13 protein-coding genes and 1 tRNA gene are annotated in these 20,809 nt (G+C 32.4%); 2 read left to right on the plus strand and 12 right to left on the minus strand.

Annotation, left to right across the window (positions count from 1 at the left end; all coding sequences use genetic code 11):
• Positions 1–742: 742 nt before the first annotated feature.
• The 8 genes from cas6 to HN894_14535 form a co-directional block, all read right to left on the minus strand.
• Positions 743–1,681, minus strand: coding sequence for a CRISPR system precrRNA processing endoribonuclease RAMP protein Cas6 (gene cas6 / locus HN894_14500; GenBank protein ID MBT7144533.1), 939 nt, complete (start codon positions 1,679–1,681; stop codon positions 743–745).
• A gap of 91 nt (positions 1,682–1,772) precedes the next feature.
• Positions 1,773–2,588, minus strand: coding sequence for a hypothetical protein (locus HN894_14505; protein MBT7144534.1), 816 nt, complete (start codon positions 2,586–2,588; stop codon positions 1,773–1,775).
• Between the two features lie 10 nt (positions 2,589–2,598).
• Positions 2,599–3,705 carry a type III-A CRISPR-associated RAMP protein Csm5 gene (csm5, locus tag HN894_14510; GenBank protein ID MBT7144535.1) on the minus strand — a complete coding sequence of 369 codons (1,107 nt, stop codon included), beginning with the start codon at positions 3,703–3,705 and terminating at the stop codon, positions 2,599–2,601.
• Positions 3,706–3,730: 25 nt separating this feature from the next.
• Positions 3,731–4,468 carry a type III-A CRISPR-associated RAMP protein Csm3 gene (gene csm3, locus HN894_14515; GenBank protein ID MBT7144536.1) on the minus strand — a complete coding sequence of 246 codons (738 nt, stop codon included), beginning with the start codon at positions 4,466–4,468 and terminating at the stop codon, positions 3,731–3,733.
• 12 nt (positions 4,469–4,480) lie between these two features.
• The gene (gene csm2, locus HN894_14520; GenBank protein ID MBT7144537.1) at positions 4,481–4,903 is read right to left on the minus strand and encodes a type III-A CRISPR-associated protein Csm2; all 423 of its coding nucleotides are present in this window, start codon (positions 4,901–4,903) and stop codon (positions 4,481–4,483) included.
• Between the two features lie 33 nt (positions 4,904–4,936).
• On the minus strand, positions 4,937–6,010 hold the full coding sequence (gene csm4 / locus HN894_14525; protein MBT7144538.1) for a type III-A CRISPR-associated RAMP protein Csm4: 1,074 nt from the start codon (positions 6,008–6,010) through the stop codon (positions 4,937–4,939).
• Complete coding sequence (csm3, locus tag HN894_14530) at positions 6,010–6,726, minus strand: type III-A CRISPR-associated RAMP protein Csm3 (GenBank protein ID MBT7144539.1); 717 nt, start codon at positions 6,724–6,726, stop codon at positions 6,010–6,012. Before csm3 (HN894_14530) ends, csm4 begins: the two co-directional genes overlap by 1 nt.
• An 8-nt stretch (positions 6,727–6,734) precedes the next feature.
• On the minus strand, positions 6,735–8,429 hold the full coding sequence (locus HN894_14535) for a hypothetical protein (GenBank protein ID MBT7144540.1): 1,695 nt from the start codon (positions 8,427–8,429) through the stop codon (positions 6,735–6,737).
• Between the two features lie 365 nt (positions 8,430–8,794).
• On the opposite strand from HN894_14535, the gene HN894_14540 reads away from it, so the two are divergent.
• Together HN894_14540 and HN894_14545 are read left to right on the plus strand one after the other, a co-directional pair.
• A complete protein-coding gene (locus HN894_14540; protein ID MBT7144541.1) occupies positions 8,795–12,574 on the plus strand; it encodes a T9SS type A sorting domain-containing protein in 3,780 nt (1,259 codons plus the stop codon).
• A 31-nt stretch (positions 12,575–12,605) separates the two neighbouring features.
• Positions 12,606–16,310, plus strand: coding sequence for a T9SS type A sorting domain-containing protein (locus HN894_14545; protein ID MBT7144542.1), 3,705 nt, complete (start codon positions 12,606–12,608; stop codon positions 16,308–16,310).
• A gap of 116 nt (positions 16,311–16,426) precedes the next feature.
• Here HN894_14545 and gldA read toward each other — a convergent pair whose 3' ends face one another.
• The 4 genes from gldA to HN894_14565 all read right to left on the minus strand — a co-directional run bounded on the left by gldA (position 16,427) and on the right by HN894_14565 (position 20,564).
• Positions 16,427–17,350, minus strand: coding sequence for a gliding motility-associated ABC transporter ATP-binding subunit GldA (gene gldA, locus HN894_14550; protein MBT7144543.1), 924 nt, complete (start codon positions 17,348–17,350; stop codon positions 16,427–16,429).
• A 187-nt stretch (positions 17,351–17,537) separates the two neighbouring features.
• Entirely contained in the window at positions 17,538–19,259 is a 1,722-nt protein-coding gene (locus HN894_14555; protein ID MBT7144544.1) for a tetratricopeptide repeat protein, read from the minus strand.
• Positions 19,260–19,422: 163 nt separating this feature from the next.
• The gene (locus HN894_14560) at positions 19,423–20,373 is read right to left on the minus strand and encodes a pyridoxal-phosphate dependent enzyme (GenBank protein ID MBT7144545.1); all 951 of its coding nucleotides are present in this window, start codon (positions 20,371–20,373) and stop codon (positions 19,423–19,425) included.
• Between the two features lie 117 nt (positions 20,374–20,490).
• Positions 20,491–20,564, minus strand: a tRNA-Arg gene (locus HN894_14565).
• Between the last annotated feature and the right edge of the window lie 245 nt (positions 20,565–20,809).

Here is a 20,809-nt window from a genome sequence, read left to right on the forward strand (position 1 = left end):
CAGAAAGTCGCAATACCCCGAAAGGTTCTGCTCGAAATGAGACAATCAAAAAGATAAAAAATGGAAAAAGAAAAAACAGTCGCAATACCCCGAAAGGTTCTGCTCGAAATGAGACTTACTGATTGGACAAAATTAAAAATTGGACAAAGAAGTCGCAATACCCCGAAAGGTTCTGCTCGAAATGAGACCATCTCAATTTCACCATTTTAACAACATCTCAAAAAACTCGTCTCATTAAGAACATACGAACCATAAAACTTTGCGAAAATATGAAAAATCTTCGCAAATGTCATTTTTCCAAATGTCTGTTTTGTGGCTTTTTTTATTAAAAATTAACTAACATTCAGTATAATAGCATTTTAAAGAATTGTGTTTTTTCGCAAACTGTTTTCGATTCTTCGTTTTAGGAGCATTTGCGAAAAACGATTTGCGAAAATTCTAAAATCAATTTGTAACATGCAGCAAATCAACTTGTTTCAAAACATACATTTTGCATATTTTGGCGGTTTTTCGCAAATCTTTTTTCATAAGCCAAAATATATGGCATTTGCGAATGGTTTTAAAAAAAAAAACGAAAAGTTTCTGAATTTTGTACCTTATATATATGGTAAATTTTAATTATCAATTATCAAAATGTCAAAGAACGTGTTTTTATAATATGTGTGGCAACAAATTGTTTGTGCGGTTTTGAGTTCAATCAAGATTTTCACTTCATAATTCACAACTAATTACTCAAAACTAATTACTCAAAACTCATTCTATACATTCCGCATCCCATAGAAGCCATTTTGCCTACTCCCACAAACTGCCCGAATAGTAAATGATTGCCAATGTTTTTATCTTCTGTCTTGAGCGAAATTGTGCCAATGCGCCCTATTAGTTTCTGCCATGTGTTGAGCTTATGGTTGTATCGACCAAATTTAAAATTATACAGATTGTGAGTGATGGGAATTTCCATTTTCTGAAAATCTGTATTTTCGGGCAGTTCTCCTCCGCAGTAGAAATGATTTAGCAGGCATACTCTTTCGTAGATTCGCGATAATATGAGTTTTGCCGGTGGATTTACGCTATAGTCATTTTTGTCTTTCAAATGCAAAGGAGTTACAAAATTGAGGTTAATATTTTTGCTATTTGGCAAATTGAAATTATCTAAACTCATTGCTTTTGGAACTTTTCCTACATATAATGCTTCGAAGTTTCCGCTGGCTTCGGTTTTATACATACATTCATTGATTTGAAATTTGGCTCGTCTTCTGCCAATGCCCATCTCAGCCGCAATAAAAAAAGCATCAACTATTTGGTTCAGGTATAATATAGCTTCACCAACAATAATGATTTCGAAAGAAAAAGTTTCCTGAGGGAAAATTACTGCTTTTTCCGACATTGCTTTTCTGAAAATTACCGGTCGGGGCATGTCAATGAATTTTGTTTTGTTTGCATAATCTGCTTGCGGAACAGGTGCAAATACTTTAATGTAGGTGCAATTTTCTTTTTCGAAACAATTAAAACACTCCTCAGTTTTTTGGCTGCAATGCTGCTTGTGTAATGCGCGACCAAATAATCCATGAAAAGTAGCACCCCAAAATGCAGGCATAGCCAATATTCCTTTTGCTTCACAAAGGAATTTCAAATGGTAAAGTTCAAAACTTTTTAGATGTGAAAGCTCTATTTTGTTGTTCATTTATCGGTTTTGTGGTTTGAAATAATTGTAGCTTTCTATTTTCGTTTGTTGTAGTTTTTGAGAATATAGGTTTTTTCAAGAGTTGTTTTATTTATTTTTTTAGCAAATTTAAAAGATTGTTTCCTATCTCGGCTGGCATTTGTGCAGCTGAAACGTTTTTGAAATATTTATCAATAGGAATGCGAAATCCAAAAAACATTAATTTAATTTCCTCATTTTTTGTCCTAATGGAATCTATAAGCATTCCAGAATCTTTTTCACTAAATCCGTCTAATTTTTCAAATATAATTGCCTGATATTCTGCAAATATTGAAAAATCAGCACACTCAAAATTACCATTGCTCTTAGTGAAGAAATCCTTGAAAGGGCGTGATTCTTTTTTCTCAAATCCATCGCCACTGATTGCTTCATAAACAACTGAGGAACTTCCAGAATCATTTATAATTAGAACTTTACTATTTTTCTTTATTTTAGAATCATCTGTATATTCCTTTAATATGTTTTCAACAATCTCAGGCTTTTCCTTAATAATTTTAGAAATTTCAGTCGATATTTTTGTATCCACTTTAGCGCGATACTCCTCTAACTTACTTTTTAGATATTCATTCGATGTTTTTTTAAGTTCTCGAAGCGTTCTAATTCCTAAAAAAGTTAGTAAAGCAGCAATTGCAGCAATGAATATGCTTAACATCTCAATTAAGTTTTTAACAAAACTATAATGTGCTTCTCGCTCGTGAGTTATTAAGACTCTTTCATTTTCAATTGCCTTATAGAATTTTTCATTCTGCTCCTTCAAAAATTCATATTCTTTTTTTATTCGTTTAAATTCCGAAGCAGGAATACTATCGGCAAAAGAAAAATTACCAATTTGCATGAAGCATAATAAAGTGATTATCAGTTTTTTCATTGTTGAAAATTTAAAAAGTTAATTTGGCAAAACCAAGTATATCGCCGTTCTGGTCTATTTTTCTGGTTTTTGGAAAAGGAATCTGGTCTGCGTATTTTTTTCGGCGTGCAAATTTCTTAAAACTATCATATTCGAAATCGGACATTATAGCTTCATCTTTTGCCCAGGCTCCTGTTATAAAATTCCAACCCGAACCGTAGCCTATGCGGATAATTGCTTCATTCTCCCTACATTTTTTTCCGACATCTATCAAGCTGTGCAATTTTTCAATATAATTGTCGAAAACATCTTCTTTTACATTTTCCTCAGACCAGAATTGGAGTTCTTTTTTAAGCAATTGTAAAGTATGATTTTTTATAGTAGAGAATAGATTTTCAAAAGTAAGAAAATCGGTGTCTGAAAGCCAAATTTTCTTTTCGTTGTGCTTTTCAATCAATTCGTTGTTGATTTTTAAATTAAAAAAAGTTTCAGAATCTTCCGAAATACATTCAACCAATTGATTATCGTGCTTGAACTTCCAACCGTTGCCTATGAGGTTTAGCGTTTTTGCATTTATGGCAATAGTTTCGTAATCGAAATAGGCATCGCCAACTTGTAGAAATCTAAAAACATCTTCGTTTGCAGAATTTCCAAAAAGTTTCTTTTCAATCTTGTCGGCAGAAAATTTATCTCTATTATCTCGCAAATTCTTTTTAGCCATTTTCTTATTGGCAAGTGCTTTGTTGGCAAGAACTGCTGTGCGAATTGCTCCTTTTATGGATGAACCCGGAATATAAGGTATTTGTTTACCATCTAGCATCTGCTCTTTAAGAGTGGAAGTTTGGCTGCCGTAAACTCTTATTATGCGTTTTTTTATATCGGCAGAGGTAATATCGTGTTTTCTTTGTTTCAAATATTCAAAAAAATCTTTTCTGTTTTCTATAATCTTAGCCCAGATATTAATATTTTCTTCTCCAATTATTTTTAGTATCTTTTCGTCATCAACCACGGCAATTATTTCTTCAAACTCGTTGTCTTCGTTCTTTTCTTCGAAAAAAAGAAAATCAATGTCTGCGGATAAATCATTGCCACTGCCTATATGAATAGGTGTGAGTGTTTCAATTTTTATTTTTGGCATTTTTATGTGATTTTAGTAGAAAAAATTACAATGCGTCAAAATATGATTTTATATCATTTTCTATTGTTTCTCCTTTGTAAAACTCTACAGTTCTTTCTAAAACATTTTCAATAACTATTTCAATTTGACCATATCCTCGCGAACCGTTTCCTCCGAGATAATCATCTTCTAAAAGTTTCATAGCCCGTTTCAAATTCATCAATTGGTCTGTTTTGCTGATATCATCAAATATATTTAAAACAAAATTTAGTTCAAACTCAGCACCTGCAGGGACTCTTTCGAACGTTCGTGGATTCGCTTTTGCTGTTAAGCGATCAATAACAACTTCAGTTTTGGTTTCGGTATATGGCAGGTCAGTATTTTTAAATAAATCTTCCTCAGAAAGAAGGTCTCCGTCTCTAACAATCACTCGAGAAGGATGTTGATCATAAACTTCTCCATGTTTATCTTTATGTTTAGTTGTTGGTGCATTTCCAAACAATTTTACAGCGGGTTTTTCAGGGTCTTGACCAGTTTCATAACGAACTTTATTTTTTTCTTTGATTTTATTATCCCATATAGTATTATCCGCCAAATCTAAACAAGATCTTAAGGCACCTTTTAATGAACTGCCGGGAATATATGGTTTATAATTTATGGGATTCCTTACTACAAAATTCTTAATACCTCCTGTATCCATCGATGTATTTGTACCTCCAATTAGTAAACCTGATAAAGTTTTAATTTTACCGTTTATTATTATTTTTGAAATTAGTTTTTTCATTTTCATGTTTTTTTATTTGCCTTGATTATAACCTGTAAAATAATTTACAATAGCCTCGAAGAGATTCATAAAATTCAAGAAATATATCTTCCCTTTTTCTATATCTTCAGTATTAATAAGCTCATATGATGAATAAAATATATCTTTTAACGGCATAAGTGTACTATCTTTTGCGGTGGCTTTCATAAATTTTGATTTGAGAAGTAAAAAAGCTGTTTTACCTTCAGCAAATCCCTTCATTTCAATACGTTTTAACTCACCAAAAATAATTCGTATTTGAGATGATGTCAATCCGCTATTTTTAAGGTATTTGCCCAAATCATCTGAAAATTTATCAGCATCTTTATTAAAGCCTTCACCGATAATCCATACTTCTGGTTTAAATCGTTCTTTCCACTTGTTGGAATCACTTTGTTTTTTTTTATTATTATTCATTTTATAATATTTTTGTTATTAAAATTTTTCAATTTACAGCTCAATAAAAAACCCCCTACCATTTCTTAAATATTTCTTTGAAGAGTTTTTTGGTGATATATCTTCAATTTTTCCGATAGATTCGGAGTTTGCGATGCTACCCTCTGTTAGCATTTTTATGCGTTTCAGCTCTTTTTTATCTGTTCCTGCATTTCTGCCGCCTCGTGATATAAAATTATAGTACTCGAAACTTCGGTACTCATCTTCGTTTGCGGGGACGAATAATGATAATAGCAAAAAACGACTTGCATCCTTGTCTTTCCGTTTTGGCAAAAAACTAAAGCCGGGGCTGTCGGAAATGCTTTCAACAAAACCGCAGCCAGTTGAACGCTGACCACCTATACCTATTTCGGGCAACAGATTGAGAAACAAACGAAAAAGCTTTTTGTTCGTTTCACTTGCTTTTGAAATATCATATAGAAAATAAAAATTAATGTCTATCGTGAAATCGCCTTTCGACATTATAAATTTATTGTCGGCAATCATCAGAGTGGATTGATTATAAAGATTATCTGTAATCTTTTTTGTTCGTACTCGCACTTTTGGATTTGTTTCTACAGTGTATAATTTTATTTGCTTATATTCTTCAAAATTACAAAGTTCTTCTTTTAGGCAAACAAATTTGCCATCAAGAATCGAACATTCAGACTCATTGATCCAATCTTTCGATGGAGTTCCTTTTTCAAGAATCCGTTTTGAGACAAATTTTATTTTTTTTATTTCTTTATAATTTTCTTTTTCCGAAACACCTGAATTGACAGGTTTTGGCAAGAAAAATATGTCATTTTGTACGTCCTCGCTTTTGTTATTTATCGAAAGCATATAAAAGACAGATGAAAAGTTTATTTCTTTTTCTGTTTCTGAAATAAAATCCTCAATAAATTGGTTGCCAGTTTGTTCATTAATATCGTTTCCTACCACCGAACTAATAATATTTATCATTGCCGAAAACAATGTGTCGGAGTGTATAAATTCTGATGTCGAATTTAGAGACATATTTTCATCTAAGCCAACTTTTCCCAAATGGAATTGGCTATTTGGTTTTAGTTTTAATATTGCTGTTTCCATTATTCAATTGTTTCTTTTAACAAATCCTGATTTATCAATTCTCCCGTTTTATCAAACTCAAACTCATTTATCAGATGCTTATGAACCTGAACATTTTGAAATTCTATTTGCCCATATCCTCGCGAACCGTTTCCGCCAATGTAGTCGTCTTGGAGGAATTTTAGTGCCGCTTTAATATGTTTTATTGCCGGATTTATATCTTCTTCAAAAATTTTATATTTCATCTGAAAAGGAAATATTACTTCCGAAAATGTTCTAATATTATTTCGTGGCATACTTTTTTTTGAATTTCTATCTGTTGCATTTTCGGTTTTCATTTCTGTAAATGAATAATCTGTCTTTGCAAGCATAAAGCTTTTGCCATTATATCTTTTAACTCCATTTTCTAATATTGCATTTGCAAAAGCATCTTTAACATGCAATTTCGCTCCAATAATATTACCGTTTTTAAATTCTTCGGGGCTACCAAAAATTTCAGATATATATTTATACGAATTAAAATCTGACTCTTCATCAACTGAACCCTCAATTTTTGCAAGCATATCTCTCATTTTGCCCTTTAGCGAATTTCCAGAAATATACGGAACTCCATTCGAAGTTTTTATAATATCGTTTTCAAACACATTAGTTTCTAAGGCGGCAGTGCTGCCACCTATGGAAATACCAGAAACTGCTTTGATATTTCCTGAAATTTTAATTATTCCTTTTAGCATCATTGTTTTTTCTAATTTGTTCGTAATTTAAACTCTGCAATTCTCGCCGCAACCGGATATTTCATAGGATTCATTTTGATTTGTCCTTCAAAAGCATTAATCAAAGCGTCTTTATAATCGGTAAAAATATATTTTTCATAAAATCCTTCAGCTTCATTTCCTGCTCCTCTTAAATAATATCTTAATCTATCTACTCTCGGAAATTTCAAACTCCCTTTTTTCGCATCAATATATAACTTTTCATATCCTGCCGAACTTTGCCTGATTCGTTCTAAAACTGACTTAGAAGCTTTTTCTTCTCTAATTAAAACTGCAAATTTTTCTGCAACTTCTATTATCTCATTATAATCTTCCCAAGTAAAAACTTCATCGAAAATTGTAATTGCATTTTTTACTGTTTCACCTTTCTTTTTTCTCTTTTTAGCTTTTCCTATTGCCTCTTCCACTAGCTCTGCAAATTGAACTACCGGATAATGCTCATCAACAATAACAATTCCTGCCGATAATGTTGGAAATACTTCCTGTTCTTTGCTATCACTTTTTTTATCTTTATGAATAATTTTTTGGTTGTTGTTTACAATATTGTTACGTCCTCTTACAAAGCTTTCAAAATCTGAATTGATTGTTTTGGTAAAACTCAAAATTGCATCCCATGCACCTATGAAAAAGCAATCATCGCCACCGGTAAAAACAGGGTAAATGTTATATTTATAAGGTATTTTGGTTTCTTCTATGTTATCCGAGGGTTTAAAAGACTGAAAATCATTTTCCCAAATTTCATAGATATGCTTATCGAAAAAATCGCCAAGTTTCCCTGATATTTCCTTTCCGTCTTTTTCGTTATTTATATCTCGAAACAATTTGCTCAAATCATCGACATCCATTTTAAGAATGCCAAGTTTTGCCGTTCCGGTGCGTTCTTTTGCAAATTCTGAAATGAAGGTGAAGTCTATAATATTACCATCCTTTGGTTCAATATAGTTACTATCTTTTTCTTTTTCAATATTAACAACTTTTTCGATTAGTTCAGAATTATTCTTTCGAATTGCTTTGTCCCATAATGGTAGCTTATTTGCAATTGTTTTAAAACTTTCTTCAAATTTTATGTTTTTTAGTTCACAAAAAAGTTTTGTTTTCAAATATCCCTTTTTTACCATACTTTCGGTAACAGTTGCCCAGCGTTTATTAACTATTCCATCATAAATATAGGAAGTTGCATCATACCATCGTTGATTATCTTTATCGTTTTCCTTATTTTTAAAAGAATAGGGCTGGAATAATTTTAAGTTAAATTCGCTTTCAAACTTCCTATTTTTGCTAATATTCGATTCTTTGTTAATGTTTGCCCATGTTTCGCCAAAATCACCTTTGTCTTTTTTTAGCGATAAAGCAATATATAATTCATCGTATATAAGTTCTTCGCAAATATCTCTTTGCCATTTGTTTACTTCTTGCACAACTTCTTCATCATTTTTATTAGTATAAATATTCAAATAAAAATTTCCTCCACCGTTGTATAAAACTTCACATGAGAAATCATCAAGGTCCGTAATATCAGATTCAATAAATTTCAAAGCCAAATCTCCAACAATTTGAACATAAAATGACCTTGATTTAAGAGATTTTGCCGCTTTTTTCGATGATACGTTAAAAATAAAATCCTGAATTCCGGATAAGTCGCCTTTTAGGAGATATTTATTTTCCATATAATTGAATTTTTAATTTTTTATACAATTTTGAAATCATACAATTTAAACATTTTTCTTCTTTGAAATATTTTTCCGACTATTAAAAAATCTTTATGGTAAAAGCCAAAATTTAATATTTCATACCATTCCGTAAACTTACTATTTTATTTAAACAATAAGAAAAAGATTTTGGAAAAAGCGCTATTAATATTTTTTTTATGATTTTTTCAAGAAACATTTTGTTGAAATTAGACCAAATGGTCTATATTTGCAGAGTTTTAAATTTAATATGAATTTTTAATTATTGTTTTTGAGTATTATTATGCAACAGATTAAATAGATTGTAAGTCTATTGCACATTATTTAATGAATTAATGTAAACTATGAGAAAAAACATTATTAGTTATTTGATACTTAGTCTATTAAGTATCGGAGCGGTATTGGCAAAATCCGATAAAATTGTCAATCTAAAATCATCTAAAACCGAGATTAAATTAGTCTCGAATAAACAAACTTCCCTTTTGATAGAAAATACGATTGCTGCTTTTATGCTTTCAGAAAAGATTACAAAAGAAGGGCAATTTGTCAGTATCAATATTCCAAAATATACCATACCTACTGCACGTATAGGTTTTCCTGAATTACCTGTTCTGAACGAACTTATTGAAATACCACACGATGCTGAGGTAATAGTTAAAGTTGTAAGTTTCGATGAGGAAATTGTAGATATCAATAATCATAATTTTAACGATAGAATAGTTCCGGTTCAAGCTTCACTCTCGAAAAGTGAGGATGCTGAATTTGCAGTTTTTCAATACAATAAAGCATTTTATTTAAAAAATGAATACTCAAATGCCGATATAGCAACAGTTGAAGTTTTAGGAAAAATGCGTTCTGTTAGATTCGGGAGATTAACAATTTCGCCATTTTCATACAATCCTGTTACTAATATTCTGAAAATCAGAAATAATATTAAAATTGAAATAGAATTTGTAAATGCAGATTTTGAAAAAACCGATATGTATAAGAACAAGCATTATTCGCCGGTTTTCGATGGAATGTTCAAAAAGTTTTTGAATTATAATTCAAACAAAGGAAAAGATATAATCACCACATATCCAATCAAATATGTAATAGTTTCGGATCCAATGTTCGAATCTGTACTACAAGCTTTCATTGATTGGAAAACAAAAAAAGGATTTACTGTTATAGAAGCATACACCGATAATCCTTTAGTTGGGAGCACAACAAGTTCTATAAAATCTTATTTAGAAGGTTTATACAATAATGCCACAGTGAACGATCCTGCACCTACCTATTTATTGATTGTTGGGGATGTGGCTCAGGTACCAACTTTTACCGGAACTTCATCGAGCCATGTTACCGATTTGTACTATTGCGAATATGACGGAAGTGGCGATTTCTATCCTGAAATATATTACGGTAGGTTCTCTGCTACGAATAACGAGCAATTAATACCTCAAATAGACAAAACTCTTGAGTATGAGCAATATCAAATGCCAGACCCTTCATATCTTAACGAAGTAGTAATGATTGCAGGAGTTGATGCAGGAATGGCACCAACATACGGAAATGGTCAGATTAACTACGGAACTGACAATTATTTTAATTTAGCTCATGGGCTAACTTCTCATACTTATTTATACCCTGCCTCGGCAAGTAGTGCTTCACAAATAATTCAAGATGTAAGTAACGGAGTTGGGTATGCAAATTACACAGCTCATTGTGGGCCAAGCGGTTGGTCTGATCCAAGTTTCTCGACAAGTGATGTTCCCGGTTTACAAAACGAACATGAATACCCTTTAATGGTAGGAAATTGTTGCTCCTCAGTAGAATTCCAACAAAACGAATGCTTTGGTGAAGCTGTTTTACGAGCTGCCAACAAAGGTGCTGTTGGATATATTGGAGGTTCAAATTCTACATACTGGAACGAAGATTTTTGGTGGGGAGTTGGTTCCGGCTCAATTTCGGCAAACCCAACATACGCACAAACCGGACTGGGTGCCTATGATAGAACTTTCCATGATAATGGTGAAGCAGAAATAGATTGGTATGTTACTCAAGGGCAAATGATTAGTGCAGGAAATCTTGCAGTTACTGCTGCCGGAGGTTCTGAGCATTACTATTGGGAAATTTATCATTTAATGGGAGATCCTTCAGTTATGATATATTTTTCTGTGCCGCCTGCTCTTAGTGTAAGTTGTATGCCTGCTGTTCCGATGGGAGCTAGCACCTTAACTGTTACTACTGAGCCTAATGCCTATATCGCAATTTCTAATAATGGCGTTTTATTAGATGCAAAATATGCTGATGCGACCGGTATTGTGAATTTACAATTCAGCCCTCTTAATTATATAGGTTCGGCCTTAATTGTTGGAACAAAACAAAATAGAGCACCTTATATTGATTCGATCTCAGTGATTTCGGTAAATGCACCATTTGTTGTCTATACTTCGGCAGTTATTGACGATTCTCAAGAAAACAATAATAGTCAAGCCGACTTTGGTGAAACTGTTCTATTGGATGTAACCCTTAGCAATCTAGGAACAATTGATGGGCAAAATGTATCGGCAACCTTAAACACTACCGACCCAAATGTTACAATAATTAATTCAACTTCAATTTGGGGAACAATAGCTGGTTCGGCAAATGTTTTGATAAATGGAGCATTTGAAATTCAAGTAAACGGGATTATTGAAGATATGCACAATGTTGCTTTTACAATTGATATTGTAGATGATAACTCAAACACCTGGACATCGTTTATGAACATAAATCTTCATGCACCAAAATTAGTTGTGAACAATTTTATAATAAACGACTCTCAAGGAAATAATAACGGAAGATTAGACCCAGGAGAACAAGTAATCATTTCGTTGAATTCGGAAAATACCGGAAGCATAATTTCAGATAATGCAACTGCTGAACTTTCATCATTAAGCTCCGATATCACTATCGCAAATCCTGTCGAGAATATCGGACCCATTGATTTGAACCAAACTATCACTGATTTTACTCTAAATGTTAGTTCAGCAGCATTAATAGGTTCAAGTGTCAATTTTACTTATGACCTTACTGCCGGAGACTATACTGCAACCTTAGATTTTTCATTACCTCTTGGCTTAATAGTTGAAGATTGGGAAAATAACAATTTCACAACCTTCCAATGGAACAATAATGCAGCTTACCCTTGGACTATTGATACAAATGAAGCATTTGAAGGAAATTCATCATCACAATCGGGGGATATTTCTAACAATCAAAATTCATTATTGGAATTAGAAATTGATGTTGTTGCTGATGATTCGATTTCTTTTTATAAAAAAGTTTCGAGCGAACCTGGTTCATCATGGTATGGAACTTATCAGTATTACGACTATTTAGAATTTTTAATTGATGGCGTTTCTATGGGAAAATGGGATGGTGAAACACCCTGGTCAAGAGAAGCATTTTCAATAACTGCAGGCCAGCATACTTTACAATGGATTTATGAAAAGGACGGTTATTATAGTGAAGGTGCTGATAAAGCATGGATAGATTTTGTAGTTCTACCACTTTTTGCAGGTATAAATTTTGCACCTATATTTGTCAGTTATCCTGAACTAAGCGCACCTATAGATAATTTATACTCATATGATATAATTACTCATGACTCAAATAATGACGACACATTAAGCTTGGATTGCACAACTTTGCCATCATGGCTTTCATTTACCGACAATGGCGATGGAACAGGAAATCTTTCAGGAACTCCGGTAAGTGCTGATCTTGGAAACAATCCTGTTCAAATTTCCTTGACAGATAATATTTCAAATTCTGTTTATCAAGATTTTGTTATTGATGTTGTAGATCTTAGTTCAATTGAAACAACAAATAATTCAGGACAAAATATTGAGGCATATCCAAATCCTTTCAATTCAAACACTTATGTTAGCTATTCACTTCAGAAAGAAGCAACTGTTTCAATTAAGCTGTGTAATTCTATTGGGCAAGAGATTTCTACTTTACTTTCAGAATCTCAAAAAACTATAGGTGAGCACAAATTATTCATCAATGGCGAACAATTAAATGCAGGTATATATTTCTGCAAAATTTCCATTGATAGTGAAAGTTCATATACTAAGATAGTGAAAGTAAACTAAATAAATTTAACTAACCTATTAAATATACAAAATGAGAAATTATTTATTAATCTTAATATTATTAATATCAGTTGGTTTTTCAAAAGCAACTAACTGGATTGATATAAATGACAATGGACTTATTGAAAATGAAGTAAGTATTGTTTCGCAAGATGAAACAACTACTGTTATTAATTACAAAATAAATTCGTATTCTTTGAACAAAGTAAGAACAACTGAGGGAGATGCCTTTGTTGTAAATTCGCCAAATTGCACGAAATTATTAGAGCACGGAGCACCCGATTTGCCAAAACTTACAAACTCGCTAATCATACCTGACAATGCAAAAATGCAAATCGAGATTCTTACTTCAAGTTTTATTGAAGTCAATGATATAAATATTGCACCATCGAAAGGTAATCTTCTTAGAACGGTAGATCCCTCACAAGTTCCTTATTATTATGGAGCTGAATATCTTCAGGATAGTTTTTTTCCTCAAGATTTAGCACAACTTCGTAAGCCATACATTTTGCGAGATTATAGAGGACAAACGGTTGTTTTTAATCCTTTCCAATATAATCCTATTACAAAAACCCTTCGCATTTATACAGATGTAACACTAAAAGTGGAAACTACATCTCAAAAAGCAGAAAATACTTTGGACAGAAGCACAGCACCCAAAAAACTGAGTAAAGAGTTTCAAAATATTTATCAAAAGCATTTTTTGAATTTCGACAAATCAAAATATACAAGCACTGCCGAAGAAGGAAGTATTATTGTAATTTGTCACTCCGACTTCATTGAACCTATTCAACCTTATGTAGATTGGAAAATTCAAAAAGGAATTGAAACAGACCTTGTTGAACTAAGCACTATCGGTTCGTCTGCAACAGCTATAAAAACCTACATCGAAAATCAATATTCTACAAAAAATGTTGTTTATATTTTGTTAGTTGGCGATGCCGGCTATGTTCCTACAATTTCTGCCTCAGCGGGCGACTCAGATAATTCATATGGTTTTATGACTGGGAACGATCATTATCCTGAATTGTTTGTTGGACGTTTTTCTGCTGAAACTGTAGATCATGTTCAAACAATGGTTGAAAGAGTAATTGATTATGAATTGTATGCCGATGCCACAGCTACTCATCATGAGACAAGCATAGGAATTGCCTCAAGTCAAGGTCCTGGAGATGATAATGAAATGGACTACGAACATATTAGAAATATGCATACCGATTTATTGGCATATACCTATACGGCTGTAACAGAAAATTTTGATGGAAGCCAAGGAGGATTGGATGCTTCAGGTAACCCAAGTGCTTCAATGGTTGCCACGGATATTAATGCTGGATGTGGCAATATTCTATACACAGGTCATGGCAGTAATACTGCTTTTAGTTCATCAGGATTTTCGAATACAAATGTTAATAATCTGACAAATACCGGAAAACTTCCATTTATATGGTCGGTGGCTTGCGTTAACGGAAATTTTGTTTCAACAACTTGTTTTGGTGAAGCATGGACAAGGGCAACACATAATAACCAACCTTCCGGTGCTATTGCGGCCCTTATGGCAACAATCAATCAAAGCTGGGATCCGCCTATGTGCGGACAGGACGAAATGGTTGATATTCTTGTTGAAAGCTACACAAATAATATTAAACGAACTTTTGGTGGAATTTCTTTAAACGGATGTATGCAAATGGTTGATGAATATGGAAGTGGCGGAGAATCAATGTTAGATACCTGGAATCTATTTGGCGACCCGGCAATTATGGTTAGAACAGCTACTCCAAGCTCAATGACAATTTCGCATGCACCAACAGTTTTTCTTGGCTTTAGCCAATTTCAGGTGAACTGCGACGAAGACGATGCACTAGTTTCAATGACAATGAATAATGAAATTCTCGGAACAGGAATTGCCTCTGGTGGGATTGCATACTTAAACTTCCCTCCACTTTCTAATATTGGAGTAATTACAATTACTATTACTGCATACAATAAAATTACTTATGTTAGCACTATTGATATTGTTCCAAACAACGGACCTTATGTAATGATGAGTTCATTTAATGTAAATGACCCTTCTCCGGCAAATAATAATGGTTTGGCTGACTATGCAGAAGATATTAGTTTGAACATCTCTCTAAGTAATATTGGTATTGAGTTAGCAAATAATGTTACAGGAATCCTTTCATGTTCAGATAATAATATTACAATTACAAACAATTCGTATAACTTTGGAAACATCGACTCAAATACTGTCCTTTCGTTTTCAGATATTTTTGGAATTACAATTGTCAATAATGTAGCAGACCAACATGTAGCAAATTTTAGCTTAGATTTAACTGATGATTTATCAAACACATGGTCTTCAACTTTTAATATGACAATAAATGCACCTGAACTATCTTTGGAATTTCTAAGTTTGGACGATAGTAATGGTAATTCAAATACCAGACTTGATGCAGGAGAAACTGTAGATATTATTGTTGACAACATTAATTTAGGACTTGCAAACAGTGGAGTTGCAACTTGTAGCATTTCTTCTATCAATCCATACGTAACAATAAATAATGCTTCGGTACTTTTAAATGAAATTAATTCTGGAGCAAATATTAACGCAATTTTTGGGATTACAGTTGATTCTCTAACTCCATTAGGAACTCCGGTTACTTTTAATTTAGATTTGGTTGCCGGAGAATATTCAACACAATTAGCAATAAATCTGCAGGTTGGTTTAATTGTTGAAGACTGGGAAACTAATGATTTTACATCATTTTCATGGGAAGACTTGGGTTATACCCCTTGGATTATTGAGCAAGTAAACACCTATGAAGGTAGTTTTGCAGCTCGCTCCGGAGCAATTTCAGATAATGGAACAAGCGTACTTTCTATAGAATTAAATGTTCTTAATGATGATTCAATCTCTTTCTATAAAAAAGTATCCTGCGAGCCTGGGCAAACTTGGTATGGAAACTATTACTATTCTGACTATTTAGAATTCTTTATTGATAATGTTTCTCAAGGAAAATGGGATGGCGAAATTGATTGGTCGAGAGAAGCTTATGCAGTTACCAGTGGAATTCATTCATTTTCATGGGCATATAAAAAAGACCAAGGAGCAACTTCAGGAGAAGATGCAACATTTATAGATTATGTGATTCTACCTGCTCAATTCGTAAATTATGATCCATTTTTCTCTTCAACACCAGATGAAGTAAGTGTTATTAACGAGAATTATTTATATGAAATAACAACTGCTGACCTAAATCAAAATCAGACATTTACAATTGAAGTATTACAAAAACCAAGCTGGTTATCATTTTTCGACCATGCAGATGGCACAGCAACAATGAATGGAATTACACCTTCCGATACCGGAACACATGTTATTTCACTTAAAGTAACTGATAATGAAGGAGCTTCGGGAATTCAAAACTATAATTTGGTAGTTTATGAAGATCTTAGTGGAATTAACGGTTTAGCTCAATCAGTAAATTTTGTAAGTGTATATCCAAATCCTGTTTGTGAAAAAGCATTAGTTGAATTTGAGCTTACTCAAACCTCAAATGTTAAATTAGAAGTTATAAATTTGATTGGAGAAAAAATAGTTTCATTTGATGAAAATAAATATGAAGCAGGTTCGCATTCAATTGAAATCGATTGCGAAAATTTAGCTTCCGGCGTATATTTCTGCCGATTATTAAAGAATAATAGTATATTTACAAAGAAATTTAATGTAACAAAATAGTTTTGTTTTTCATAGTTCCTAAGCTTGTTTAACAGGCTTTAAAGCATGGTCGTATTGGCCATGCTTTTTTTATTGCTATTTATAAACGAATTTGATTCTGAAATGGTTTTTAAAATCTACTTTTTCCCAACAGTCAATTCCTGAAATATTTTCTCAAGATTCTTCTCTTGTTTTTGCATCGAAAGAACAACAAGATTATTACCTACAGCAAAATTAAAAACCTTTGGGCGAATATCTGTATTTGATTTACTTTGAATAAACCAGTTTTTTTTATCCTTCGACATTTCTGCTCGAATAACACCATCAATTTTTCTGAGTTTATTCGCTTCTGTTTCGGCATTAAACTCTACAACAATTGTTTGGGTTTTATCATCAATGCTTTTCTTGAAATTTTCTGAATTATCGTCTGCAACAATTTTGCCTCTGTTAATAATTATTACTCTATCGCAAATTGCTTCCACTTCCTGCATGATATGTGTAGAAAGCATAACAGTCTTTTCTTTTCCAACTGATGCAATCAAATTTCTAATTTCAATTATTTGATTAGGATCTAAGCCTGAAGTTGGTTCATCAAGAATCAATACATTAGGATCATGAATCAAAACTTGCGCTAATCCAAGTCGTTGACGGTATCCTTTCGAGAGAGTTCCAATTTTTTTGTTTTGCTCAATTGTCAAACCAGTTTTTTCGACAATCTCATCAATTTTACTCTTCAATTTAGCTTTCATTTTAAATATCCCTGAAATAAATTCAAGATATTCTCTCACGTACATGTCCAAATATAGCGGATTATTTTCCGGCAGATACCCAATTTGTTGTTGGGCAGAAATTGTGTTCTCAAGAATATTTAATCCATTGACATAAACTTCACCGGAAGTTTGAGGAATAAAACCTGTAATTATCCGCATCATGGTTGATTTTCCAGCTCCATTCGGTCCTAAAAATCCAACTATTTCACCGCTATTTATTTTAAATGAAACATTATCTAATGCTTTTTGCTTATCAAAAATTTTCGTTGTATTTATTACTTCAATAGACATTTCTATTTAACTCATTAAATTATAAAACTTTCATAACTAACTGTCAAAAGTAGGCATTTTTAAAAAATGACAATAATTGGCACTTGCATTTTTAGTATATATCCTATCAAAACCAAAATTATTATTCATAAAATAAAAAAAGCGACTCAATAACTGAATCGCTTTTTTTATTATACAAATCTTATATTTATTTTACAATACCTTTGAAAGTATCGTCTTCGAAATATTTAAAAAACTCAAGATCGGTTTTTGCTTGACCGGAAAGTGTTGGGTCTTGACTAATTGCTGAACGTAAACTATTCATTGCTAAATCTTTATTATCTTGTCTTGCACCAATTATTGCTTTAAGATAGAATGTCATTGCATCTTTGTTTTTAATTTTTTCGATAGTTGATAAAGCTCCGCTATAATCTTTCGATAAAATTTTTGCAAGAACTACATTAAAAGATGCTTCTTTCCCAAACTTGCTGATAGCTGAAGAATAATCTCCTTTTTTAATATTTACTATTCCAAGATTATGATTAACTTCTTGTCCTGCACCCATACCTGCTTTAAAGTAAGTTTCAGCTTCATCAAAATTACCCATCAACAATTCAATAACTCCAAGATTGTTTAATACAGTTGAGTTTTCATTAGCTCTTTTTGCATTTTCAAAGGCTTTTTTTGCACCTTCAATATTATTTTGTTCAACATAAATAACTCCAATATTGTTCATTGCTCTCCAATCTTTTGGAAAAGAACTTGCTGTAGATTCATAAATGGCAAGTTTCGTTTTGTTGTCATCTGCCAAATTTGCAGCAAATAGTAATTCTTCATTAGTTAAAGTATCAGGAACTCTTGTTGCTTTATCAATTAATTCTTCGTTTGTTAGTCCAATTACATCAATATTTACTGTAAGTTTAGATCTACGAAGTTTAGGTAAAATCTCATCAGCAAGTTCTGTATAAACTTTCGCCATGTTTTTGATTTCTTTTTCGCGAACAATAGGATCGGAATACATTTGAAGAACACGAAGAACTAATTGTTTGTCTTGAATATCTGATGCTTGCATTAATTTTTCAAATCCTTTCCAGTCTTCGGCAGTAGTTTTAGATGTATAAAATTTGTCATCTTTATAACCTTCGACTTTACTTCTTCTAAGTTCTTTTTTCAAAAATTTGATTGCAGATTTATCTCTTCTTTGCGACAATTTTTCGTTTAGATCAAGTTCGCCATCAGGAGAAGCATATGAAGAAAGTTCAACGCCAGTAAACTTAAAGTTTTCTTTAGTATTCGATTCTTTTATGTAAGTTTTTAGAAGTTTTACGTCCTCAGCTCTCAATTCTGAATTCCGTAAACCTGACTGTTGTATTAAATAATGAATGTCAGCTTGTTGCGATTCGGGGATGATTCTTTTGAATTTGTCCTCTCCAACAATTGGTTGAGCATCAGCTTTAAGAAGTTTTGGAGTTGCAATTATTCCGTCTGCAATTTTTATTGCCGGCAATTCAATTGATTTTGATTTTACAGATGCCGAGATTCTTAACTCTAATTCAGATTTTTTCATTTCATCAGAATAAGGAAAATTATCTTTTATTGTAAATCCACCACCTTCTTCAAAATTTATTACAACATTATTAGCTTCAACATTTTCGCCTTGCAAAGTAATGGATTTTAAGTTTTTCTCCTTAGTTCCATATTTTAATACAGGTTGAACAGTAATTGTAGCTTTTTTGCTAAAATATTTTGCAGGAAAATTTCCTTTTATCTCTAATGCAACATCGTCGGCGTGCATTTCGAGTATCTCAGGGCTTGCACTATATTTCAATTCGGAAGAGCGTTTTTGCATTTTGCTCAATCCTGAACAGCCACTAAGAAGTACAATAGCTAAAAACCAAACGACAAACTTAATTCTACTTGCTTTTTTCATAATAATTACAATATATTAATAAAAATCTAAAACTCAATAATTTTGCAAAAATAATAATGTTTTATTTAAAAATACAATATTTCTTTAATTATTTAAACTTTGAAGGTTTAAGTTGTTAAGCACGAAATCATGATACAAATTTAAACATATTTTTATTGCTGAATCAAAAATAATTCCTACTCAAATCTACATTGCCTCCAGAGATAATTATTCCCACTTTTTTGTTTTTCACTTGTATTTTCTTTTCTAAAAGTGCAGCCAATGGCACAGCCGATGAGGGTTCAATAATTATTTTCATTCGTTCCCAAACAAGCCTCATTGCTTCAACAATCGATTTTTCATCGACAGTAACAATATCATCTACATTTTTCTTTATGATAGAAAAAGTAAGTTCACTTTGCGAAGTTAACAATCCATCGGCTATAGTTTGAGGATTTACTGAAGGAACTAAAATCCCTGATTTGAAAGATTTGAACGCATCATCTGCCATTTTTGGTTCTGTCCCAATTACTTCGATATTTTTTTTTATACCCTTTGCAGCAATTGCAGTTCCGCTCATTAGACCGCCACCACCAATGGGTGCTATCAAAATATCCAAATCGGGTTTTTCTTCCAAAAATTCGACAGTAGCTGTTCCTTGTCCTGCAATAATTTTTTCATTGTCGAAAGGGTGAATAAATCTTGCTCCTGTTTCATTAACAACTTCTTGTAGTGTGGTTTCACGAGCCAACAAAGTAGGTTCGCAATAAGTAATTTTGGCTCCATAGGAAAATACTGCTCTCTTTTTCGTTTCAGGCGATGTTTCGGGCATCACCACATGAGCTGATATTCCTCTGATTTTTGCTGCCAAAGCCAATGCTGCCGCATGATTGCCAGACGAATGGGTAGCAACTCCATTTTTTGCATCTTCATTTTTTAAAGAAAAAACTGCATTGCATGCCCCGCGATATTTGAATGCTCCAACTTTTTGAAAGTTTTCACATTTGAAAAAAATTGCAGAACCAAAAATGTCATTTAGATTATTTGAACTGAACACAGGAGTTCGATGCACGTACTTATCTATTCTTTTTCGGGCTTCAAAAATGTCATTTAAACTTAGGATAGAAGTTGTCATAATTTTCAAATCAATATTTACATGCAAATAAACAAATAATGTATTTCTCTATAAGACTTTTGTTTGTATGAGATTGAAAAATAAGATATAAAATTATTCATCAGTGAAAGAAAAAAGTGAACCCGGAGGAACTCGAATCCCCAACCTCCTGGGCCGTAACCAAGTGCTCTATCCAATTAAGCTACGGGTCCTAAAATTTTCGCTGCAAAGATAATTTTTTTTAAGAAAAATATAGAAATAAAAATAAACTCGAAAAGTTCCTGAAAACTTTTCTACATAGTGTTTCTAAGAAAACTGGCAATTTTTATAAAATAATTTATTTTTGATGATATTTCTATTTTCTTTCATGCAGTAAATGCTTTTGTATTAGACAAATGAAAAAAATAGAAATATCGCAAAAAGAGATGTTTTTAATTTTGAACTGTTTTCTTAGAGG

The sequence above is a fragment of the Bacteroidota bacterium genome (assembly GCA_018692315.1).
Taxonomy (GTDB): Bacteria; Bacteroidota; Bacteroidia; order Bacteroidales; family JABHKC01; genus JABHKC01.

Excerpts from the sequence above, each read along its gene's own strand:
- cas6 (MBT7144533.1), bottom strand. The coding sequence starts at position 1,681 with ATGAACAACAAAATAGAGCTTTCACATCTAAAAAGTTTTGAACTTTAC.
- HN894_14505 (MBT7144534.1), bottom strand. The coding sequence starts at position 2,588 with ATGAAAAAACTGATAATCACTTTATTATGCTTCATGCAAATTGGTAAT.
- csm5 (MBT7144535.1), bottom strand. The coding sequence starts at position 3,705 with ATGCCAAAAATAAAAATTGAAACACTCACACCTATTCATATAGGCAGT.
- csm3 (MBT7144536.1), bottom strand. The coding sequence starts at position 4,468 with ATGAAAAAACTAATTTCAAAAATAATAATAAACGGTAAAATTAAAACT.
- csm2 (MBT7144537.1), bottom strand. The coding sequence starts at position 4,903 with ATGAATAATAATAAAAAAAAACAAAGTGATTCCAACAAGTGGAAAGAA.
- csm4 (MBT7144538.1), bottom strand. The coding sequence starts at position 6,010 with ATGGAAACAGCAATATTAAAACTAAAACCAAATAGCCAATTCCATTTG.
- csm3 (MBT7144539.1), bottom strand. The coding sequence starts at position 6,726 with ATGATGCTAAAAGGAATAATTAAAATTTCAGGAAATATCAAAGCAGTT.
- HN894_14535 (MBT7144540.1), bottom strand. The coding sequence starts at position 8,429 with ATGGAAAATAAATATCTCCTAAAAGGCGACTTATCCGGAATTCAGGAT.
- HN894_14540 (MBT7144541.1), top strand. The coding sequence starts at position 8,795 with ATGAGAAAAAACATTATTAGTTATTTGATACTTAGTCTATTAAGTATC.
- HN894_14545 (MBT7144542.1), top strand. The coding sequence starts at position 12,606 with ATGAGAAATTATTTATTAATCTTAATATTATTAATATCAGTTGGTTTT.
- gldA (MBT7144543.1), bottom strand. The coding sequence starts at position 17,350 with ATGTCTATTGAAGTAATAAATACAACGAAAATTTTTGATAAGCAAAAA.
- HN894_14555 (MBT7144544.1), bottom strand. The coding sequence starts at position 19,259 with ATGAAAAAAGCAAGTAGAATTAAGTTTGTCGTTTGGTTTTTAGCTATT.
- HN894_14560 (MBT7144545.1), bottom strand. The coding sequence starts at position 20,373 with ATGACAACTTCTATCCTAAGTTTAAATGACATTTTTGAAGCCCGAAAA.